The 15,028-nt window shown below is 65.0% G+C and carries 18 protein-coding genes and 1 tRNA gene; 1 reads left to right on the top strand and 18 read right to left on the bottom strand.

Going from position 1 to position 15,028, the window contains the following annotated elements; genetic code table 11:
• Positions 1-126: 126 nt before the first annotated feature.
• The 16 genes from AWC27_RS06595 to AWC27_RS06520 all read right to left on the bottom strand — a co-directional run bounded on the left by AWC27_RS06595 (position 127) and on the right by AWC27_RS06520 (position 12,486).
• Positions 127-200 (bottom strand) — tRNA-Pro (locus tag AWC27_RS06595).
• A gap of 60 nt (positions 201-260) precedes the next feature.
• Entirely contained in the window at positions 261-731 is a 471-nt protein-coding gene (locus tag AWC27_RS06590; RefSeq protein ID WP_085669762.1) for a lipocalin-like domain-containing protein, read from the bottom strand.
• An 11-nt stretch (positions 732-742) separates the two neighbouring features.
• The gene (locus tag AWC27_RS06585; RefSeq protein WP_085669761.1) at positions 743-1,504 is read right to left on the bottom strand and encodes an IclR family transcriptional regulator; all 762 of its coding nucleotides are present in this window, start codon (positions 1,502-1,504) and stop codon (positions 743-745) included.
• The gene (locus tag AWC27_RS06580) at positions 1,501-2,319 is read right to left on the bottom strand and encodes a beta-keto acid cleavage family enzyme (RefSeq protein WP_085669760.1); all 819 of its coding nucleotides are present in this window, start codon (positions 2,317-2,319) and stop codon (positions 1,501-1,503) included. Before AWC27_RS06580 ends, AWC27_RS06585 begins: the two co-directional genes overlap by 4 nt.
• A complete protein-coding gene (locus AWC27_RS06575; protein ID WP_085669759.1) occupies positions 2,316-2,666 on the bottom strand; it encodes a beta-D-galactosidase in 351 nt (116 codons plus the stop codon). Before AWC27_RS06575 ends, AWC27_RS06580 begins: the two co-directional genes overlap by 4 nt.
• 2 nt (positions 2,667-2,668) lie before the next feature.
• Positions 2,669-3,508 (bottom strand): cyclase family protein, encoded by an 840-nt coding sequence (locus tag AWC27_RS06570; RefSeq protein WP_085669758.1) that lies wholly within the window; start codon positions 3,506-3,508, stop codon positions 2,669-2,671.
• 5 nt (positions 3,509-3,513) lie between these two features.
• A complete protein-coding gene (locus AWC27_RS06565) occupies positions 3,514-4,416 on the bottom strand; it encodes a 3-hydroxyacyl-CoA dehydrogenase family protein (RefSeq protein WP_085669757.1) in 903 nt (300 codons plus the stop codon).
• Positions 4,410-5,228 (bottom strand): SDR family NAD(P)-dependent oxidoreductase, encoded by an 819-nt coding sequence (locus AWC27_RS06560; protein WP_085669756.1) that lies wholly within the window; start codon positions 5,226-5,228, stop codon positions 4,410-4,412. The genes AWC27_RS06565 and AWC27_RS06560 overlap by 7 nt, the downstream gene beginning before the upstream one ends.
• 121 nt (positions 5,229-5,349) lie before the next feature.
• Complete coding sequence (gene der / locus AWC27_RS06555; protein ID WP_085669755.1) at positions 5,350-6,750, bottom strand: ribosome biogenesis GTPase Der; 1,401 nt, start codon at positions 6,748-6,750, stop codon at positions 5,350-5,352.
• The gene (gene cmk / locus AWC27_RS06550) at positions 6,747-7,430 is read right to left on the bottom strand and encodes a (d)CMP kinase (RefSeq protein ID WP_085669754.1); all 684 of its coding nucleotides are present in this window, start codon (positions 7,428-7,430) and stop codon (positions 6,747-6,749) included. The genes der and cmk overlap by 4 nt, the downstream gene beginning before the upstream one ends.
• Complete coding sequence (locus AWC27_RS06545) at positions 7,427-8,170, bottom strand: pseudouridine synthase (protein ID WP_085669753.1); 744 nt, start codon at positions 8,168-8,170, stop codon at positions 7,427-7,429. The genes cmk and AWC27_RS06545 overlap by 4 nt, the downstream gene beginning before the upstream one ends.
• Positions 8,170-8,859, bottom strand: coding sequence for an SMC-Scp complex subunit ScpB (scpB, locus tag AWC27_RS06540; protein ID WP_085669752.1), 690 nt, complete (start codon positions 8,857-8,859; stop codon positions 8,170-8,172). Before scpB ends, AWC27_RS06545 begins: the two co-directional genes overlap by 1 nt.
• A complete protein-coding gene (locus tag AWC27_RS06535; protein WP_085669751.1) occupies positions 8,859-9,686 on the bottom strand; it encodes a segregation/condensation protein A in 828 nt (275 codons plus the stop codon). The genes scpB and AWC27_RS06535 overlap by 1 nt, the downstream gene beginning before the upstream one ends.
• Positions 9,683-10,546, bottom strand: coding sequence for a ParA family protein (locus AWC27_RS06530; protein ID WP_083113743.1), 864 nt, complete (start codon positions 10,544-10,546; stop codon positions 9,683-9,685). Before AWC27_RS06530 ends, AWC27_RS06535 begins: the two co-directional genes overlap by 4 nt.
• A 167-nt stretch (positions 10,547-10,713) precedes the next feature.
• On the bottom strand, positions 10,714-11,040 hold the full coding sequence (gene fdxA, locus AWC27_RS06525) for a ferredoxin (protein ID WP_085669750.1): 327 nt from the start codon (positions 11,038-11,040) through the stop codon (positions 10,714-10,716).
• 36 nt (positions 11,041-11,076) lie between these two features.
• Positions 11,077-12,486 (bottom strand): FAD-dependent oxidoreductase, encoded by a 1,410-nt coding sequence (locus tag AWC27_RS06520; RefSeq protein WP_085669749.1) that lies wholly within the window; start codon positions 12,484-12,486, stop codon positions 11,077-11,079.
• A gap of 104 nt (positions 12,487-12,590) precedes the next feature.
• On the opposite strand from AWC27_RS06520, the gene AWC27_RS06515 reads away from it, so the two are divergent.
• Entirely contained in the window at positions 12,591-13,538 is a 948-nt protein-coding gene (locus AWC27_RS06515) for a LysR family transcriptional regulator (protein WP_085669748.1), read from the top strand.
• 14 nt (positions 13,539-13,552) lie between these two features.
• Here AWC27_RS06515 and AWC27_RS06510 read toward each other — a convergent pair whose 3' ends face one another.
• A complete protein-coding gene (locus tag AWC27_RS06510; protein WP_085669747.1) occupies positions 13,553-14,269 on the bottom strand; it encodes a sirohydrochlorin chelatase in 717 nt (238 codons plus the stop codon).
• Complete coding sequence (locus AWC27_RS06505; RefSeq protein WP_085669764.1) at positions 14,266-15,006, bottom strand: phosphoadenylyl-sulfate reductase; 741 nt, start codon at positions 15,004-15,006, stop codon at positions 14,266-14,268. Before AWC27_RS06505 ends, AWC27_RS06510 begins: the two co-directional genes overlap by 4 nt.
• Positions 15,007-15,028: the final 22 nt, after the last annotated feature.

Below are 15,028 nucleotides of genomic sequence, written 5' to 3'. Positions count from 1 at the left end.
CCGGCAAGCCCAACTGGCGGGTCCTCACATCCATCGTCGTCCGATGAACGCAGCACCCCGGCAAGATCCGAAGAGCCCCCAAAATGCAGGTTCAGAGCTATTCCGATGTCCTGACACATCACAGTGTCGGGCTGACAGGATTTGAACCTGCGACCACTTGACCCCCAGTCAAGTGCGCTACCAAACTGCGCCACAGCCCGGTGCCGCCGAAAACCACCGGCAGCAGGTCGACAGCCTACCGCAGCACCACCGCTGCCCCGTTACGCGACCTGCGAACCGGCCCCAGCAGCAGCCCGGGTCCACAGCAGCGACGAGTACACCGTCCGCCCGTCGGGCAGGGTCAGCTCGGACGACAACGTCAACCGATCACCATCGAGGTCGCTGTGCCGCAGATGGAACTGACCCAGATAGTTCGGCACCAGGGACAGCAGCGCCTCGTGCCGGATATCCCCGGAATCCTCGTCGACGAAGAATCGCCCGCTATAGGCCAGGTATCCCAGCGCCGCGGCCGCGGCCTGCTCGGTGGTGCCGCCGCTGGCCACCGGCTGGTCATAGTTCGGCCGGCCCGTCGATTGAATCTGCACTGACATGAACCCGTCGGGGGTGTACATGATCAATCCCTGCGCATCCGCACCGTGCGGATAACGTGCCGGACCGTCGGGGCTGTCACGCTCAACGTAGGAAACCAGCTTCCAAGCCCCAACCACTTTGTCGCGCAATGGTTCTGACATCGAATATCTCCTCACCCGGACTTAAACCACGCATTGACTCTCTCGGCCCAGGCCAGCAGGGCCTCGGCGAGCTCGGACTCGCGTCGATAGAACCGCTGGGCGGGAACGGGCACGCTCACCGCCACGAGTTCGTCGACCACCGCCGGCAGCGCCACGCCTACGGCGCAAATGCCTTCCGTCTGCTCTTCGCGGTCGTAGGCGACGCCCTCGGCCTGAACGCGGTCGAGCTCGTCCCGTAAGGCCGTCACGTTCGTGATCGTGTTCCCCGTCAGCGGCACCAGCCGGCTGGGCAGTGCCTGAGTCTGCATTACGTGAGGAAGGCAAGCCAGTAGCGCTTTGCCGTTGGCGCAGCAGTACAGCGGGAACGACTCCCCGACCGCACTTACGGCTTGTAATCGTCGGGGCGCAACCACCTGGTCGACGAAGCTGGCCCGATCCCACTCCAGGATCGACAGGTCGACGGTTTCGTCCAGTTCGCGCGAGAGTTCCGTTAAGAACGGGTGCAGATCCGTCACGACGCCGAGCCGTACCGCGCCCGCCATCCGCACGATCTCGGGACCAAGCCGATAGGGACCGCGAGCTTCGCGCCCAGCCACCAAGCCCTCGTCTTCGAGCGCATTGAGAATCCGGCTCACAGTGGAGCGGGCCATGCCCATCCGCTCGCCGATCTCGGCCTGGGTGAGGCCACCGGGATGTGACTGCAACACCCGCAGCATCTTGGCGGCACGGGCAATCACCTGGATGCCGCTGCCATTTCCGGTTTCGAGGTTCATGAGCGCCCCGGCAATTGCAGTAGCGCTTCGGCTTCCTCGACCGAGGCGACCGGCAGGTCCAACGCCTCGGCCAATCGGACCGTGCGCGCCACCAGCGCCAGATTGCTGGGCGCCAACTCGCCCTTGCGCAAGTACAAGGTGTCCTCCAGCCCCACGCGGGCATTGCCGCCCAGAGCAAGGCCCATCGCGGTCAGCTCCAAGTTGGCCCGTCCGACTGCGATCACTTGCCATACGGCTTCCGGAGGAAGCCTGCGCACCATCGTCAGCAGATTGTCGGCGGTGGCAGCCATGCCTCCCCTTACCCCGAGCACGATGCTGAATTGCAAGGGTGCGGCCAACAGACCCTCGTCCCACAACCGCAGGCATGCCTCCAAATGGCCGGTGTCATAGATTTCCAGTTCCGGCTTGATGTCCAGCTCACGCATCCGCGCCGCCAAGCGCCTTACGTCATCCGGCGGGTTGCGAAACTCGCCCGCGCCGAAGCTCATTGAGCAGGGATTGAGGGTCGCCATCCGCGGCCGCAGCTCTACCAGCTTCGCGCGTTCCTGGAACGGGACCGTGAGCCCCACCCCGGTCGACATCTGGATCAGAATCGGGCACCGCTCCTCGATCAGATCCATGGCGCGCCGGGCGGTATCCAGATCTGCTGTGGGCCTTTCATTTTCGTCGCGCAGATGGATGTGCGCCACTGATGCGCCCACCCGATAGGCCTGCTCGACCGCGGTCGCGATTTCCTCCGGACTGGTTGGCAACGCCGGATTGTCGGCCTTGGTCGCAATCGGCCCGGTAGGGGCGACGGTGATAACGACACTCACGATTCCTCCAAAAATGGGTGCGCGATGGTCACCAGCAGCAGCGCCTCGCGATCCGAGCGGTTCTGAATCGAGCGCACCTCACCCTTGGCGAGGTGCACACTGTCGAGCTTGCCTAGCACCGTGTCACCCATATCCGTGGTGATGACCAGCTCGCCGTCGAGCACTACATATACGGTTTCCTCACGGGCTGGCTCCTTTTCGGCAGTGCCGCCGGGGCGGTACCTCGACGTCCCCATCCAGAATCGCTCGGTATGCCCGGCCTCATGGCCCTGCAGCCGCATCATGGAAACGTCGTGGTGCGCGGGCGCCACATACGGCGGTGCTGCACACGCGCGAGTCACCTTCATCGTCAGGCCGCCTGCCCAGTCTCAATCCGGTACGTACCGCTGGGATCGACCATCGCGACCAACCGAACGATGCAGCCGTCACCGCCGACCCAGCGCCATGGGAACGCAGCGAACGTGACGCGCTTGCCGGTCACCTTGTCCAGGTCACCACCCACGTTTTCAAAGCCGTAGATGCCCTTGGACAGAATCGCCCGGTGACACGGCTCCCATTCGGGGAAGTCGTCGAGTACCTTACGGCCGGTCTGCTCTTCGTATTCGCTTACCGCCCAAGGCAATAAGCCACCTTGGGCCGCGGCGGGCCCGTGCGGTGCGATCGCCGTGGCCAGCGGGTGGTCCAGGGCCTGGGTGTCGGTGCCGACGGCTTTAACCCCTTTGGCCGCAAACCATTCGCCGGCTTCCTTGTAGAAGCCCGGCGAGTAGGCGTAGTACTCGGCGCTGTCTGCGTACTTGTGATGCCAGCCGGTGTTGACGATGACGATGTCGCCCGGCCGGATCTCCGGCCCTGCAGCACTGGCCTTTTCGAGGTCCCCGGCGGTGACGACCCCCCATTTGTCTTTCGGGATGGAGACGACGACACCGGTACCGAAGAACGCACTCAACGGGATCTCCTCCAGGAACGGCGTGCCTTCGACCACGTGGGCGGGCGCATCGATATGAGTACCGGAATGCATTACGGTGGTGATCTTTTGAGTGAGCACACGGCTCTTGGCCATGCCGTGGAGTCGCTCGATTTTGACGTCTTCGAAATACGGCCAGGCCGGCACCCCGTGCCCCCACGGGTGCGAAAGGTCATAGAACTCCAACTTCGATTCGGCATCACCGAGGGGCCAGGTGAAACTCATGGCGCTTACTTCCCTTCCGTATCGAGTTGCGCGGCAATGTGTTGGGCAAGCCGGCCGGCCGTCGCCTCGCGGGCTCCGGGTGGCCAGTCCAGGAAACCGTGGCCGGTGCGCGCCCCGAGTTGTCCGTCGGCGACGAGTTCGCGCAGCAGTGGGCTGGGGTGCGGGTCATGGTTAAGGCTGGGGATCACCGCTTCGTGGATCGCCAGAGTCAGATCCAGGCCGATGTAGTCGGCGTTTTCCAGCGGCCCCAGGGTGCCCAGGCGCAGCCCAATTGTGTTGCGTACCACGAGATCCGCCGTCTGCGCGTCGCACACCCCTTCGGCAACCAGCGCCATCGCCTCGCGCCATAGCGCGTGCTGCAGCCGATTGCCGATGAAGCCAGGGACATCGCGCCCGACGCGCACCGGCAACTTGCCGGCGTCGGTCAACAGCGCCACGATGCGGTCTGCCGTCTCCTCGGTGGTGCGTGCGCTGGGGATCACCTCGACGACCGGGATGAGATCCGGCGGGTTCCAGAAGTGAGTCCCGACAGTGCGCCCGCCGTCGGTGACCCGCTCGGTGACCGCGCCGATGGGCAGGACGGATGTGTTGGTCGCCAGGACAGCTCCAGGGGCGAGCGCGGCCAGGCACTCGAAGACCTCCTGCTTAATGGCGAGGTTCTCGACGATGGCCTCGATCACCAGATCGGCTCCCTCGACCGCCGCGGCCAGATCGCCGGCGCCAGCGACCGAGCCGCACCCCGCGCCGGTCACCTCACGCGCCTCGGTGGCTGCGGCGTCGAGGATTTCGCTGTTGGTGTCGGTGATCACGACGTCCAGGCCTGCCGAGGCCAGCACGCCGGCAATGCGCCGGCCCATGAGACCCGCGCCGACGACGGCCGCACGGGAAAAGCCGTGCGAGCTCAGCATGCGGTGTACCCGCCGTCCAGATACATCACTTGTCCGGTGTAGAAGCTGGATGCGTCGCTAAGCAGATAGATCAGCGGGCCGATGAAGTCTTCCGGTTCGGCAAAGCGGCGCAGCGGTATCCGGGCGAACATCGCATCTCGGGTCATCCGGGCCTTGACGTCCTCGCCGTACATCCACTCGGTCAGCTCCGAGCGAAAAACGGTTGGGGCGAGGGCATTTACGCGGATTCCGTGGGGTCCCCATTCGGCGGCCAAGGTTTTGGCCAGCAGATCGGTACCCGCCTTCGACGGGCAGTAGGCGCTGTAGCCCGCCTCGTGACCGAGTGCCCCGCGAACCGAAGAGACGAGTACAACGCTGCCGCCCTGGCCCTGCTCGAGCAACACGCGACCGGCCGCTTGGCATACCAGCCAGGCCCCGCGCACGTTTGCGTCCATCACCCGATCGAAGTCTTCGACACCCATCTCGGTGATGGGCTGGACGTGATTCATCCCGGAGGCGACCAGGACACCATCGAGACGGCCATGGCGGGCGACCGCCGCCTCGACAATGGCCCGCGCATCTTCCGGGGTACTGGGACGGCGAGCGACCACGGCCGCGTCATCGATGCCGGCGTCGTCGACCAGCTGGGCAAGGCCCTGGGCCTTGCCGCCGGCCAGCGTCAGGCGGGCACCGGCGTCGGCAAGTGCCCGGGCCGCGACACTGCCCAGTGAACCGGTCGCGCCGGTGATCAGTATCGACTTGTCCTGGACGCTGAAACGTGTCAGTGACTGACTGAAGGCCCGGTTCGGTGCCTGCCGCGTTAGTGCCGTCATTGGTTTCTCTTTCCCGCGATACGGGCCAGATCGCCCGTCATACGGGATATAATAGTTGCAATGCGGACTATCTGTCAATGAACAGTTGACGTGGGCAAGGCTAGTTGCGCAGAAGCCACCTTCAGCGGCGCCTGGCTCCCCGCTTTTCGCGCACCCGGACATTGATGCGGATCGGGCTGCCCTCGAAACCGAACGTCTCGCGCAGCCGCCGCTCCAGGAACCGCCGGTAGCCGGCTTCCAGAAAACCGGACGTGAACAGGACAAACGTCGGTGGCCGCGCGGCGGCCTGGGTAGCGAACAGGATGCGCGGCTGCTTGCCACCGCGGACCGGCGGCGGCGTGGCCGCGACTACCTCTTTGATCCAGGTGTTCAACGGGCCAGTCGCAATCCGGGTGTCCCATGACGCCAGGGCGCTTTCCATCGCCGGCACCAGCTTCTGCACCGCACGGCCGGTTTTCGCCGAGATGTTGACCCGTTGCGCCCAGCGCACCTGCACCAGTTCGCGGTCGATCTCGCGGTCCAGCAAATCGCGCCGGTCCTCGTCGACCAGATCCCACTTGTTGTACGCCAGCACCAGCGCCCGTCCCGCCTCGATCACCATGGACAGCACCCGCAGATCCTGTTCGGTCAGTGGCTGCGACGCGTCGATCAGCACAATGACCACCTCGGCGGCATCGATGGCCGCATGTGTGCGCACCGATGCGTAGAACTCGTGCCCACTGGCCTGCCCGACCTTGCGGCGTAGCCCCGCGGTATCGACGAAACGCCAGACCTTGCCGCCCAGTTCGATGAGTGAGTCCACCGGGTCGACCGTGGTTCCAGCGACATCGTGCACCACCGACCGCTGATCACCGGCCAGCTTGTTCAGCAGCGAACTCTTGCCCACGTTGGGTTTTCCGACGAGCGCCACCCGCCGGGGACCGCCGGCGCCCGGAGCCGACTCCGCCACTTCGGGCAAGGCGGCCAGCACCTCGTCGAGCAACTCGGCCACGCCGCGGCCGTGTATCGCACTGACCGCGTGCGGTTCACCGAGACCCAGCGACCATAGCGCGGCGGCGTCGGCTTCGCCTTTCTCGCTGTCAACCTTGTTGGCCGCCAGGAAAACTGGCTTGCCGGAGCGCAGCAGGATGCGGGCGGCCGCCTCGTCGGCGGTGGTGGCACCGACGGTAGCGTCGACCACCAGGATGATCGCGTCGGCGGTGCGCATGGCAACCGACGCCTGCTCGGCCACCAACTGCTGCAGGCCTTTGGCGTCCGGCTCCCATCCGCCGGTGTCCTGCACGACGAATCGGCGTCCCGTCCACAGCGCGTCATAGCTGACCCGGTCCCGGGTGACGCCGGGAACGTCCTGCACCACCGCCTCCCGGCGGCCCAGGATCCTGTTCACCAAAGTCGACTTGCCCACATTGGGCCGGCCGACGATCGCGACCACCGGCGCAGGTCCGGCCTCTTCGGAGTCGGCCAGGCCGGAATCGCCAAGATCCCAATCACTTTCGTCCGACCAGGTGCCGTCTTCGGTCACGAAACCGCCTCGCTTCGCCGAGTAACCAACTCCAGCAGATGGGCGATCACCTCGGCCTCTGTCATGTCGCTGGTGTCGACGACGATCGCGTCGGGTGCAGCGCGCAGTGGCGACACCACCCGGGTGGAATCGAGATGGTCGCGACGGCGCACATCGGCCAGCACGCCGTCGTAGTCGTCGGGCAGACCCGCCGCGATGTTCTGGTCGTTGCGGCGCTTGGCGCGCGTCTCGGCCGAGGCGGTCAGGAATATCTTCACCGAGGCGTCGGGTAACACCACCGTCCCGATGTCGCGGCCCTCGACGACGATGCTGCCCGGCCCAGCGGCCAATTCGCGTTGCAGATCGACCAGCCGGCTACGCACCGCCGGGACCGACGAGACCGCCGAGACCGCGAGGGTGACTTCATCGCCGCGGATTTCGGTCGAAACGTCATCTCCGGCAAGCGAATAGCTGATGGTGTCGGGATCGTGGCCCATAGACATCTGTACCGTCGACGCGATCTTCTCGACAGCTGCGGGATCAGCCGGGTCGACACCGGCGCGCAGCACTGCCAGCGTGACCATCCGATACATGGCGCCGGTATCAAGGTAGCGTGCTACCAGCTTGCGCGCCAATCCCCTTGACACGGAGGATTTTCCGGTTCCGGCCGGACCATCGATCGCGACTACTACATCGCTCACAAACCGACCGCCTTGTAGAGTTTCCCGACCTCATCGAGCCGCAATGCCCGAATGCTTCCCGGCCGCTGGTTGCCCAGCGACACCGCGCCGATATCGGTGCGCACCAACGCCTCTACCGGAAAACCCACCGCCGCCAGCAGTCGGCGCACGATGCGATTACGCCCCTCGTGCAGTGTCACCCGCACCAGCGTCTTGCCCGGAATCGCGTCCATCACCGCGAAATCGTCAACACGCACCGGCCCATCTTCCAACTCGACCCCTGCCCGCAATTTCTTGCCCAGCCCCCGCGGCACCGACCCCGTTACCGTCGCAAGGTAAGTCTTGGGCACCTCATGGGACGGATGCATCAACCGGTGTGCCAGCTCACCGTCGTTGGTCAGCAGGATCAATCCTTGGGTGTCGGCGTCCAGCCGTCCGACATGAAATAAGTTCTTGTTGCCCCGAACTTTTCGTTCGATCAAATCACCTATGCACGGCCGCCCGCGATCGTCCGACATGGTCGAATGCATGCCGCGCGGCTTGTTCAGCGCCAGATACACCAGCGAGTCGTCGGCGATCACCCTGGCCCCGTCGACCCGGATCACGGAGACATTGGGATCGACCCGGGTGCCCAACTCGGTCACCAGCTGCCCGTCCACCTCGACGCGGCCGTCGACGATCATCTTCTCGGCGGCCCGCCGCGACGCAATCCCCGCCTGGGACAACACTTTCTGCAGGCGAACACCGGTATCGTCGGCCATCAGTCGTGGTCCACGTCGAAGGTCAGCGGCTCGTCGGGCGCCTGGCCGCCGGTCAGTTTGATGAAACGTGGCTCACTGTCCAGGGATTCACTCAGGTCGTCGATGGTGTCGACGTCGGGAAGTAGCGGTGCGATATCAGGCAGATCGTTCAGTGAGCTCAATCCCAAGCGCTCCAAGAACAGCTCGGTGGTGGCGAATGTCACTGCGCCGCTGTCGGAATCGGTGCCGACCTCGGTGATCAGGCCTCGGGCGAGCAGGGTCCGCATGACGGCGTCCACGTTCACACCACGCACCGCACTCACCCGGGCACGGGTCACCGGCTGGCGGTAGGCCACTACGGCCAGGGTCTCCAGCGCGGCGCGGGTAAGCTTCGTCCGCGCCCCGTCCAGCAGCAGCTTCTCGACGTAGGGCGCGAATCGGGCGCGGGTATACAGCCGCCACCCCTCGCCGGTGTGCCGCAGCTCGATGCCGCTGTCGCGTTCGGCGAGTTCCTCGGCCATTGTCTGGAGCTTGGCCGTGACGCGGTAGACCGGCTGCTCAGTTGTGGTGGCCAGCGCCTCGGCCGGCACCGGAGTGTCCACCACCAACAGCAGTGCCTCCAGCACCCGGCCAAGTTCGTCGGGCTCCATCTCCGCGGGTTCGGCGATGTCGGGGATGCCAGTATCCAGCTCGGGCGTCTGGTCGGTCATCACTCGTCTCGCACTTCTAGCAACGATTGGCTGGTCGGTCGTTCCCCGGTCCACGAAACCTGGAGCACGCCAAGGGGCTCGGACTGGTCGAATGCTACCGCCCGGGAACGATACAGCTCGAGCAGCGCAAGGAAGCGTCCGACAATCTCGACCGGTACCGTGCAGTCCGCAACCAGCTGAGAAAAAGTCGCCCACTGGCCGCTGCCCAGGTCCTCCAATATGGACAGGATGCGTTTGGCCTGTTCGGGAACCGAGACCGGTTGTTCGTGTAGATGTCCGATCCCCACCGTCGGCACTGGTCGCGGCGTGAACGCGACAGCGGCGATCTCGGCGAACCGTTGCGGGTCGACGCCCAGCATTACCTCGGGAAGCAGGCCGGCGAAGCGGTCTTCCAGCGACACCGCGCGCGGATAGCTGCGCAGCGCGGTGGCTTCCAGTTCGGCGAACATCTCCGCGACGTGCTTGAAGGCCCGGTATTGCAGCAGGCGGGCAAAAAGCAGGTCGCGCACCTCCAGCAGGGCCAGATCCTCTTCGTCGTCGACCTGTCCGGCCGGCAACAGCCGCGCGGCCTTCAGATCGAGCAAGGTGGCGGCCACCACCAGAAACGCCGTGGTCTCCTCTAGGTCCAGCTGGGCGCCGATGGCCTTGGTGTAGGCGATGAAGTCGTCGGTGACCTGGTGCAACGCCACTTCGGTGACGTCGAGGCGGTGCGCAAAGATCAGCTGCAGCAGCAGGTCGAACGGCCCCTCGAAATTGCTCAGCCGGACCTGAAAGCCGCTCTCGGGTGTCGTCTGACCGTCCGCTGGGCTGTCCCCGAGGCCGTTCACACGCCGAATCGGTAGATGAACTCGCGAGCCAGCGCGCGGTAGGCCAGGGCGCCGCCCGATTTCGGCGCCCACGTGGTGATGGGTTCGCCGGCGACGCTGGTCTCCGGGAACCTGACGGTGCGGGTGATCACGGTGTCGAACACTAGGTCACCGAACCGCTCCACGACGCGGGCCATCACCTCTCGCGAGTTGACGGTCCGCGGGTCGTAGCGGGTGATCAGGATTCCGCTGATGTCCAGCTTCGGGTTGAGCCGGTCGCGCACCTTGTCCACGGTGTCGGTGAGCAACGCCAGACCACGCAGCGAGAAGAACTCACACTCGGTCGGGATGACCACACCGTCGGCGCAGGCCAGCCCGTTGACCGTGAGCAAGCCCAGCGACGGCTGGCAGTCGATCAGTACATAGTCGTAGCGGTCCAGCACGGGGTAAATCGCGCGGGCCACGCTCTGTTCCCGGCCCACCTCATTGACCAACTGGATCTCGGCCGCGGACAGGTCGATGTTGCTGGGCACCAGATCCATATTCTTCACCCGGGTGTGCAGCAGCACTTCGTCGATGGAAACCCGAGGTTCCACCAGCAGGTTGTAAATGGTCTTGTCCAGCTCGTAGTGCGGCACACCCAGGCCCGCCGACAGGGCGCCCTGCGGATCCAGATCCACCAGCAGCACCCGTCGGCCGTATTCGGCGAGGGCAGCACCCAGGTTGATCGTCGACGTGGTTTTCCCGACGCCGCCCTTCTGATTGCACATCGCGATGACCTTGGCCGGACCGTGCGAGGTGCGCGGCGTGGGCTCCGGGATCGACCTCGGCGTCCGGCCGGTGAGGCCGATCTCGTTGCCGCTGTCGGGGTGATCGGTCATGCCCGGTTGCGTCTGGTGGTGACGGTCGTCAGGGTGGACATCGCAGCAGAGTCTAACGGTTGGGCCCGTCTGGGCCGGGAGACCCGCAGGCAACTTCACCAGCAATTACGGGTCTCAGACCCGCTGCCAGCACGCCAGCCACTTGCGCCACTTCAGTAACGCGGCGGCTACGTCGCCGCGGCCCTACTCTCCAAGTCCTTGACCGCCGCGGGGTCGTTTTCGGTCAGACCGACTTTCGACGCGCCACCTGGTGAGCCGAGCTCTGCAAAGAAGTCCGCGTTGATCTGGCTGTAGTTGCTGTATTCGGCCGGCAAATCGTCCTCGTAGTAGATCGACTCCACTGGGCAGACCGGCTCGCATGCGCCGCAGTCGACGCATTCGTCTGGGTGGATGTAAAGCATTCGGGCACCCTCGTAAATGCAGTCGACCGGACACTCTTCAATGCATGCCTTGTCTTTGATATCGACGCAGGGCTCAGCAATCACATAGGCCACAAACGTTTCCTTCCTTGGGATCTTCTGGCTCGAGAATCAGCCGTGCGCAACTCGCAGTAGCTCGGCCAGACTGGCCACTTTTGCGCGAGGGCGTCCGTTGGGTTCGCCGGCTTCGCGCTCGAAGCGGTCAATGGCTCGCCAGTGGTCGGCAGTGACCAGTTTGGGCTGTCGCGAGATCAGCCACTCGGCGAGTTCACCGGCATAGTTGTCGCCGCGGTCCGCGGGGTCAGGTGCGGCAGCCAGGTCGCCGAGCAAGGTATCGACGGTGTCTTGGGAGCACTTCTTGTTGGTGCCGATCACGCCGGACGGCCCGCGTTTGATCCAGCCGGCCACGTATTCGTTGCGGCTGTCCGAGACCCGCCCGTTGACGTGTGGGATGGTGCCGGTCTTTTGGTCGAACGGCAGCCCCGGGGTGGGCACGCCGCGATAGCCGACCGAGCGCACCACCAGCTGAACGGGCAGTTCCTCGCGTTCGCCGGTGTCTTTGGCCACCATCTGGCCGGTGGCGTTGCAAACCAGTTCGTTTCGCCCCAGCACGATCGCCTCCACCTTGTCGGCGCCTTTGATCTCGATCGGAGACGTCAAGAAACGCAACACAATTCGACGGTTCCCGGGCTGGGGGGTGCGGTTGGCGTAGTCGCGCAGCACCTTGAGGTTGTTCTTGGTGACCTTGCCGGCCGCCGCGGCGTCATCGTCGCTGATGCCTTCCAGATCAGCCGAATTCACCACCACGTCGACGCCCTCGAGCTCGCCCAGCTCGCGCAACTCCAATGTGGTGAACGCACTTTGCAAGGGTCCGCGCCGACCGATCAGCACCACTTCCTCGACGGCGCAACGCCGCAACATCTCCAATGCGTGATCGGCGATATCAGTGAGTGCAAGCACGTCGGGATCGGTTATCAGCATGCGAGCGACATCGACGGCCACATTCCCGTTACCCACCACGACCGCGCGGGCGCCTGACAGGTCAGGGTCAAGCTGGTCAAAGTAGGGGTGCCCGTTGTACCAACCGACGAAATCGACCGCGGCGACGCTGCCGGGCAGATCTTCGCCGGCAATGTCTAAAGCACGATCGGATTGAGCCCCGACCGCATAGATCACCGCGTCGTAACGCTCGGCGAGTTCAGCGGCCGAAATGTGATCGCCGATCTTGACATTGCCGAAGAAGCGGAACCGGCTGTCCTCGGCGGTCTTCTCAAACTGCTGGCTGACCGACTTGATCTTGGGATGATCGGGCGCAACGCCGGAGCGCACCAGCCCCCACGGGGTTGGCAGCATCTCGAGCATGTCGATAGCCACATCCATGCGATCGGAGCAGTCGGCGGCCTTGAGCAGCGACGCGGCCGCGAAAAACCCCGACGGCCCCGAACCCACGATCGCAATGTGGTAGCGACGCGAATCGCCTCCCGCTGCCGGTGTCGGCACCTCGTCGGTTTGACAGGTCATACGTCTTATCGTTGGCGTCCGACCGCGACGGGAGTAGAGGTTTTGCCGTTGTGGCGTCACAACCAAATGTTGTGCCACCGGAGTGGATTGTGATGTGATAGGCCATGCCGCTCAGCCCGCGGATGCCCGAACTTGCCTCGTTCGAAGCCTTTTTGGTGATCGCCGAGACCGGCAGCCTTGGGCGCGCTGCGCAAGAACTCGGCTTGACTCAGCAAGCGATATCACGACGGCTCGCCGCAATGGAGGCCCAGCTCGGAGTCACGCTGGCGGTCCGCACCACGCGCGGCTCGACATTGACCCCTGCTGGCGTGATCGTGGCCGATTGGGCAGCGCGGTTACTTGAACTGGCCAACGAGATCGACGCGGCTATGGGATCGCTGCGCAAGGAAGGTCGCGAGCGCATCAGGGTGGCGGCCAGTCAGACTATTTCCGAACAGCTGATGCCGCACTGGCTGTTGTCGCTGCAGACTACGGCCGAGCGCTACAACGGCAACGCGCCTCAGGTGCTGCTGACCGCAACTAACAGCGACCATGCGATCGCCGCGGTCCGCGACGGCACTGTCGATCTCGGCTTTGTCGAAAATCCCCATATTCCACAGGGTTTGGGCAGCTGCGTGGTAGGCCACGACGAACTGGTGGTCGTGGTGCCGCCGAACCACAAGTGGGCTCGACGCTCGCGGGTCGTGACCGCACTCGAACTCGCTCAGACGCCTTTGGTTGCCCGCGAACCGAATTCAGGAATACGCGATTCACTCACCGTGGCGCTTCGCCGGGTGTTGGGCGACGATATTCGACAAGCGCCGCCCGTACTGGAGTTGGCGTCTGCTGCAGCGGTGCGCGCGGCCGTGCTCGCCGGTGCGGGACCGGCGGCCATGAGCCGGCTGGCGGTAGCCGACGACCTGGCGGTCGGCCGGCTGCACGCAATCGATATCCCTGACTTGGACCTGCGGCGAAAATTCCGCGCAATCTGGGTTGGCGGGCGCATCCCTCCGGCAGGGGCAATACGAGAGGTGCTGAGCCACATCAGGAACCGCACAATCGCGTCGAAATAGCGTCGAATCGGACGTTAGGCGGCGACGCCGGTCGCAACGGCCTCGTCGAAGCGCTCCAGTACGGTCTCGGCCACCAGCAGGTGTGCGCCCAGCGGTGCCGCCATCGGGATGTCGTGGTCATGCGCGAAGGTCGACAGACCATCGGTGATGCGGCCCGGCGCCAAGAACCACGGCGCGATAACGAGCCGGCGTGCGCCGCGGCGGCGTAGCTGGGCGACGGCGGCGGCGACCGAGGCCTCGGGTCGGGTGGCGAAGGCGATGGCAGCCCCGGCCCACCGAGTACCTGTTGCCAGCCTGGGTACCACCGTGGCGGTGCGAGCGTTCGCCGCCTTGTCCGATGAGCCGATTGCGGCCACCACCACCCCCAGGTCGTTGTCGCGCGGGCAAACTCCGATTTCGCCCAGCCGCTCCCGCAGCACCGACACCAGCCGATCATCTTCACCGAGGACGCCCGCTTGGCGGGTACCGTGCGCTTTGGCGCTGGCGATCTGCCTCGGGATGTCGACGCGTGCGTGGTAGGCGTTGGCCAGCAGCAGCGGCGCTACCACGGCTCGGCGGGTGTCGGGTAGACCGGCCAGCACATCGATGAAATTCGGTTTGCTCAATTCCAGGAAAGCCAGCCGCACGTCGAGGTCGGGGCGAATCTGCATGACCCGATTGGCGACGGCTTCGGCGTTGGCGGCCGAACGTGGATCGCGGCTGCCGTGCGCGGTCAGTACGAGTGTGTTCATCGGCCGTGCAATCCGCATTCGGTTTTGGTCCGGCCCTGCCAGCGCCCGCTGCGCGGGTCTTCGCCGTCGGCCGGCTTCGCGGTGCAAGGTGCACAGCCAATGGACGGATAACCCTCGTCGACAAGAGGGTTTACCAGGATATTCTTCTGCGCGATGTACTCCTGAACGTCGTCGTCGGTCCAGGTCGCCACCGGGTTGACCTTCACCAGCCCGAATAACTCGTCGAAGCTGATCAGTGGGGCCGTCGCGCGCGAGAGTGACTCCACCCGGCGTACCCCGGTGACCCACGCCGAATAGCTGCTCAGGACTTCGCGTAGCGGAACGACCTTGCGCAGCCGGCAGCACTCGTTGGGATCACGGGCAAAGAGGTCCTTGCCCATGAGCTCGTCCTGCTCTTGCACGGTGTGCTGGGGAGTGATGTTAAGCAGCTGGATATCGTAAGCGGCCTCGACAGCGTCACGGGTGCCAAGGGTTTCGGCGAAGTGGTAACCGGTATCCAAGAACAGCACCGGGACGCCTGGCCGTATGTCCGAAGCCAGCGAAACCGTCAGTGCCTCCTGCATGTTGCAGGCCACCACCCACTTGCAGGTCACCGAGGTGACTCCGTCGTAGCCACCGAAGTGCTCATCGGTCCAGCGCAGGATATCGGCGGCGCTGGCGCCGTCCAGCTCTGTCGCGCCGCGCAGCGCCAGCTCCCGTAGCTGCTCCTCGGTGAAATCGGGCACCGCTTCGGTCATTTCGTCGTCCTCGTTCGTAACG

Source organism: Mycobacterium szulgai (assembly GCF_002116635.1).
Taxonomy (GTDB): domain Bacteria; phylum Actinomycetota; class Actinomycetes; order Mycobacteriales; family Mycobacteriaceae; genus Mycobacterium; species Mycobacterium szulgai.
This window is presented reverse-complemented; position numbering and strand designations above follow the sequence as displayed.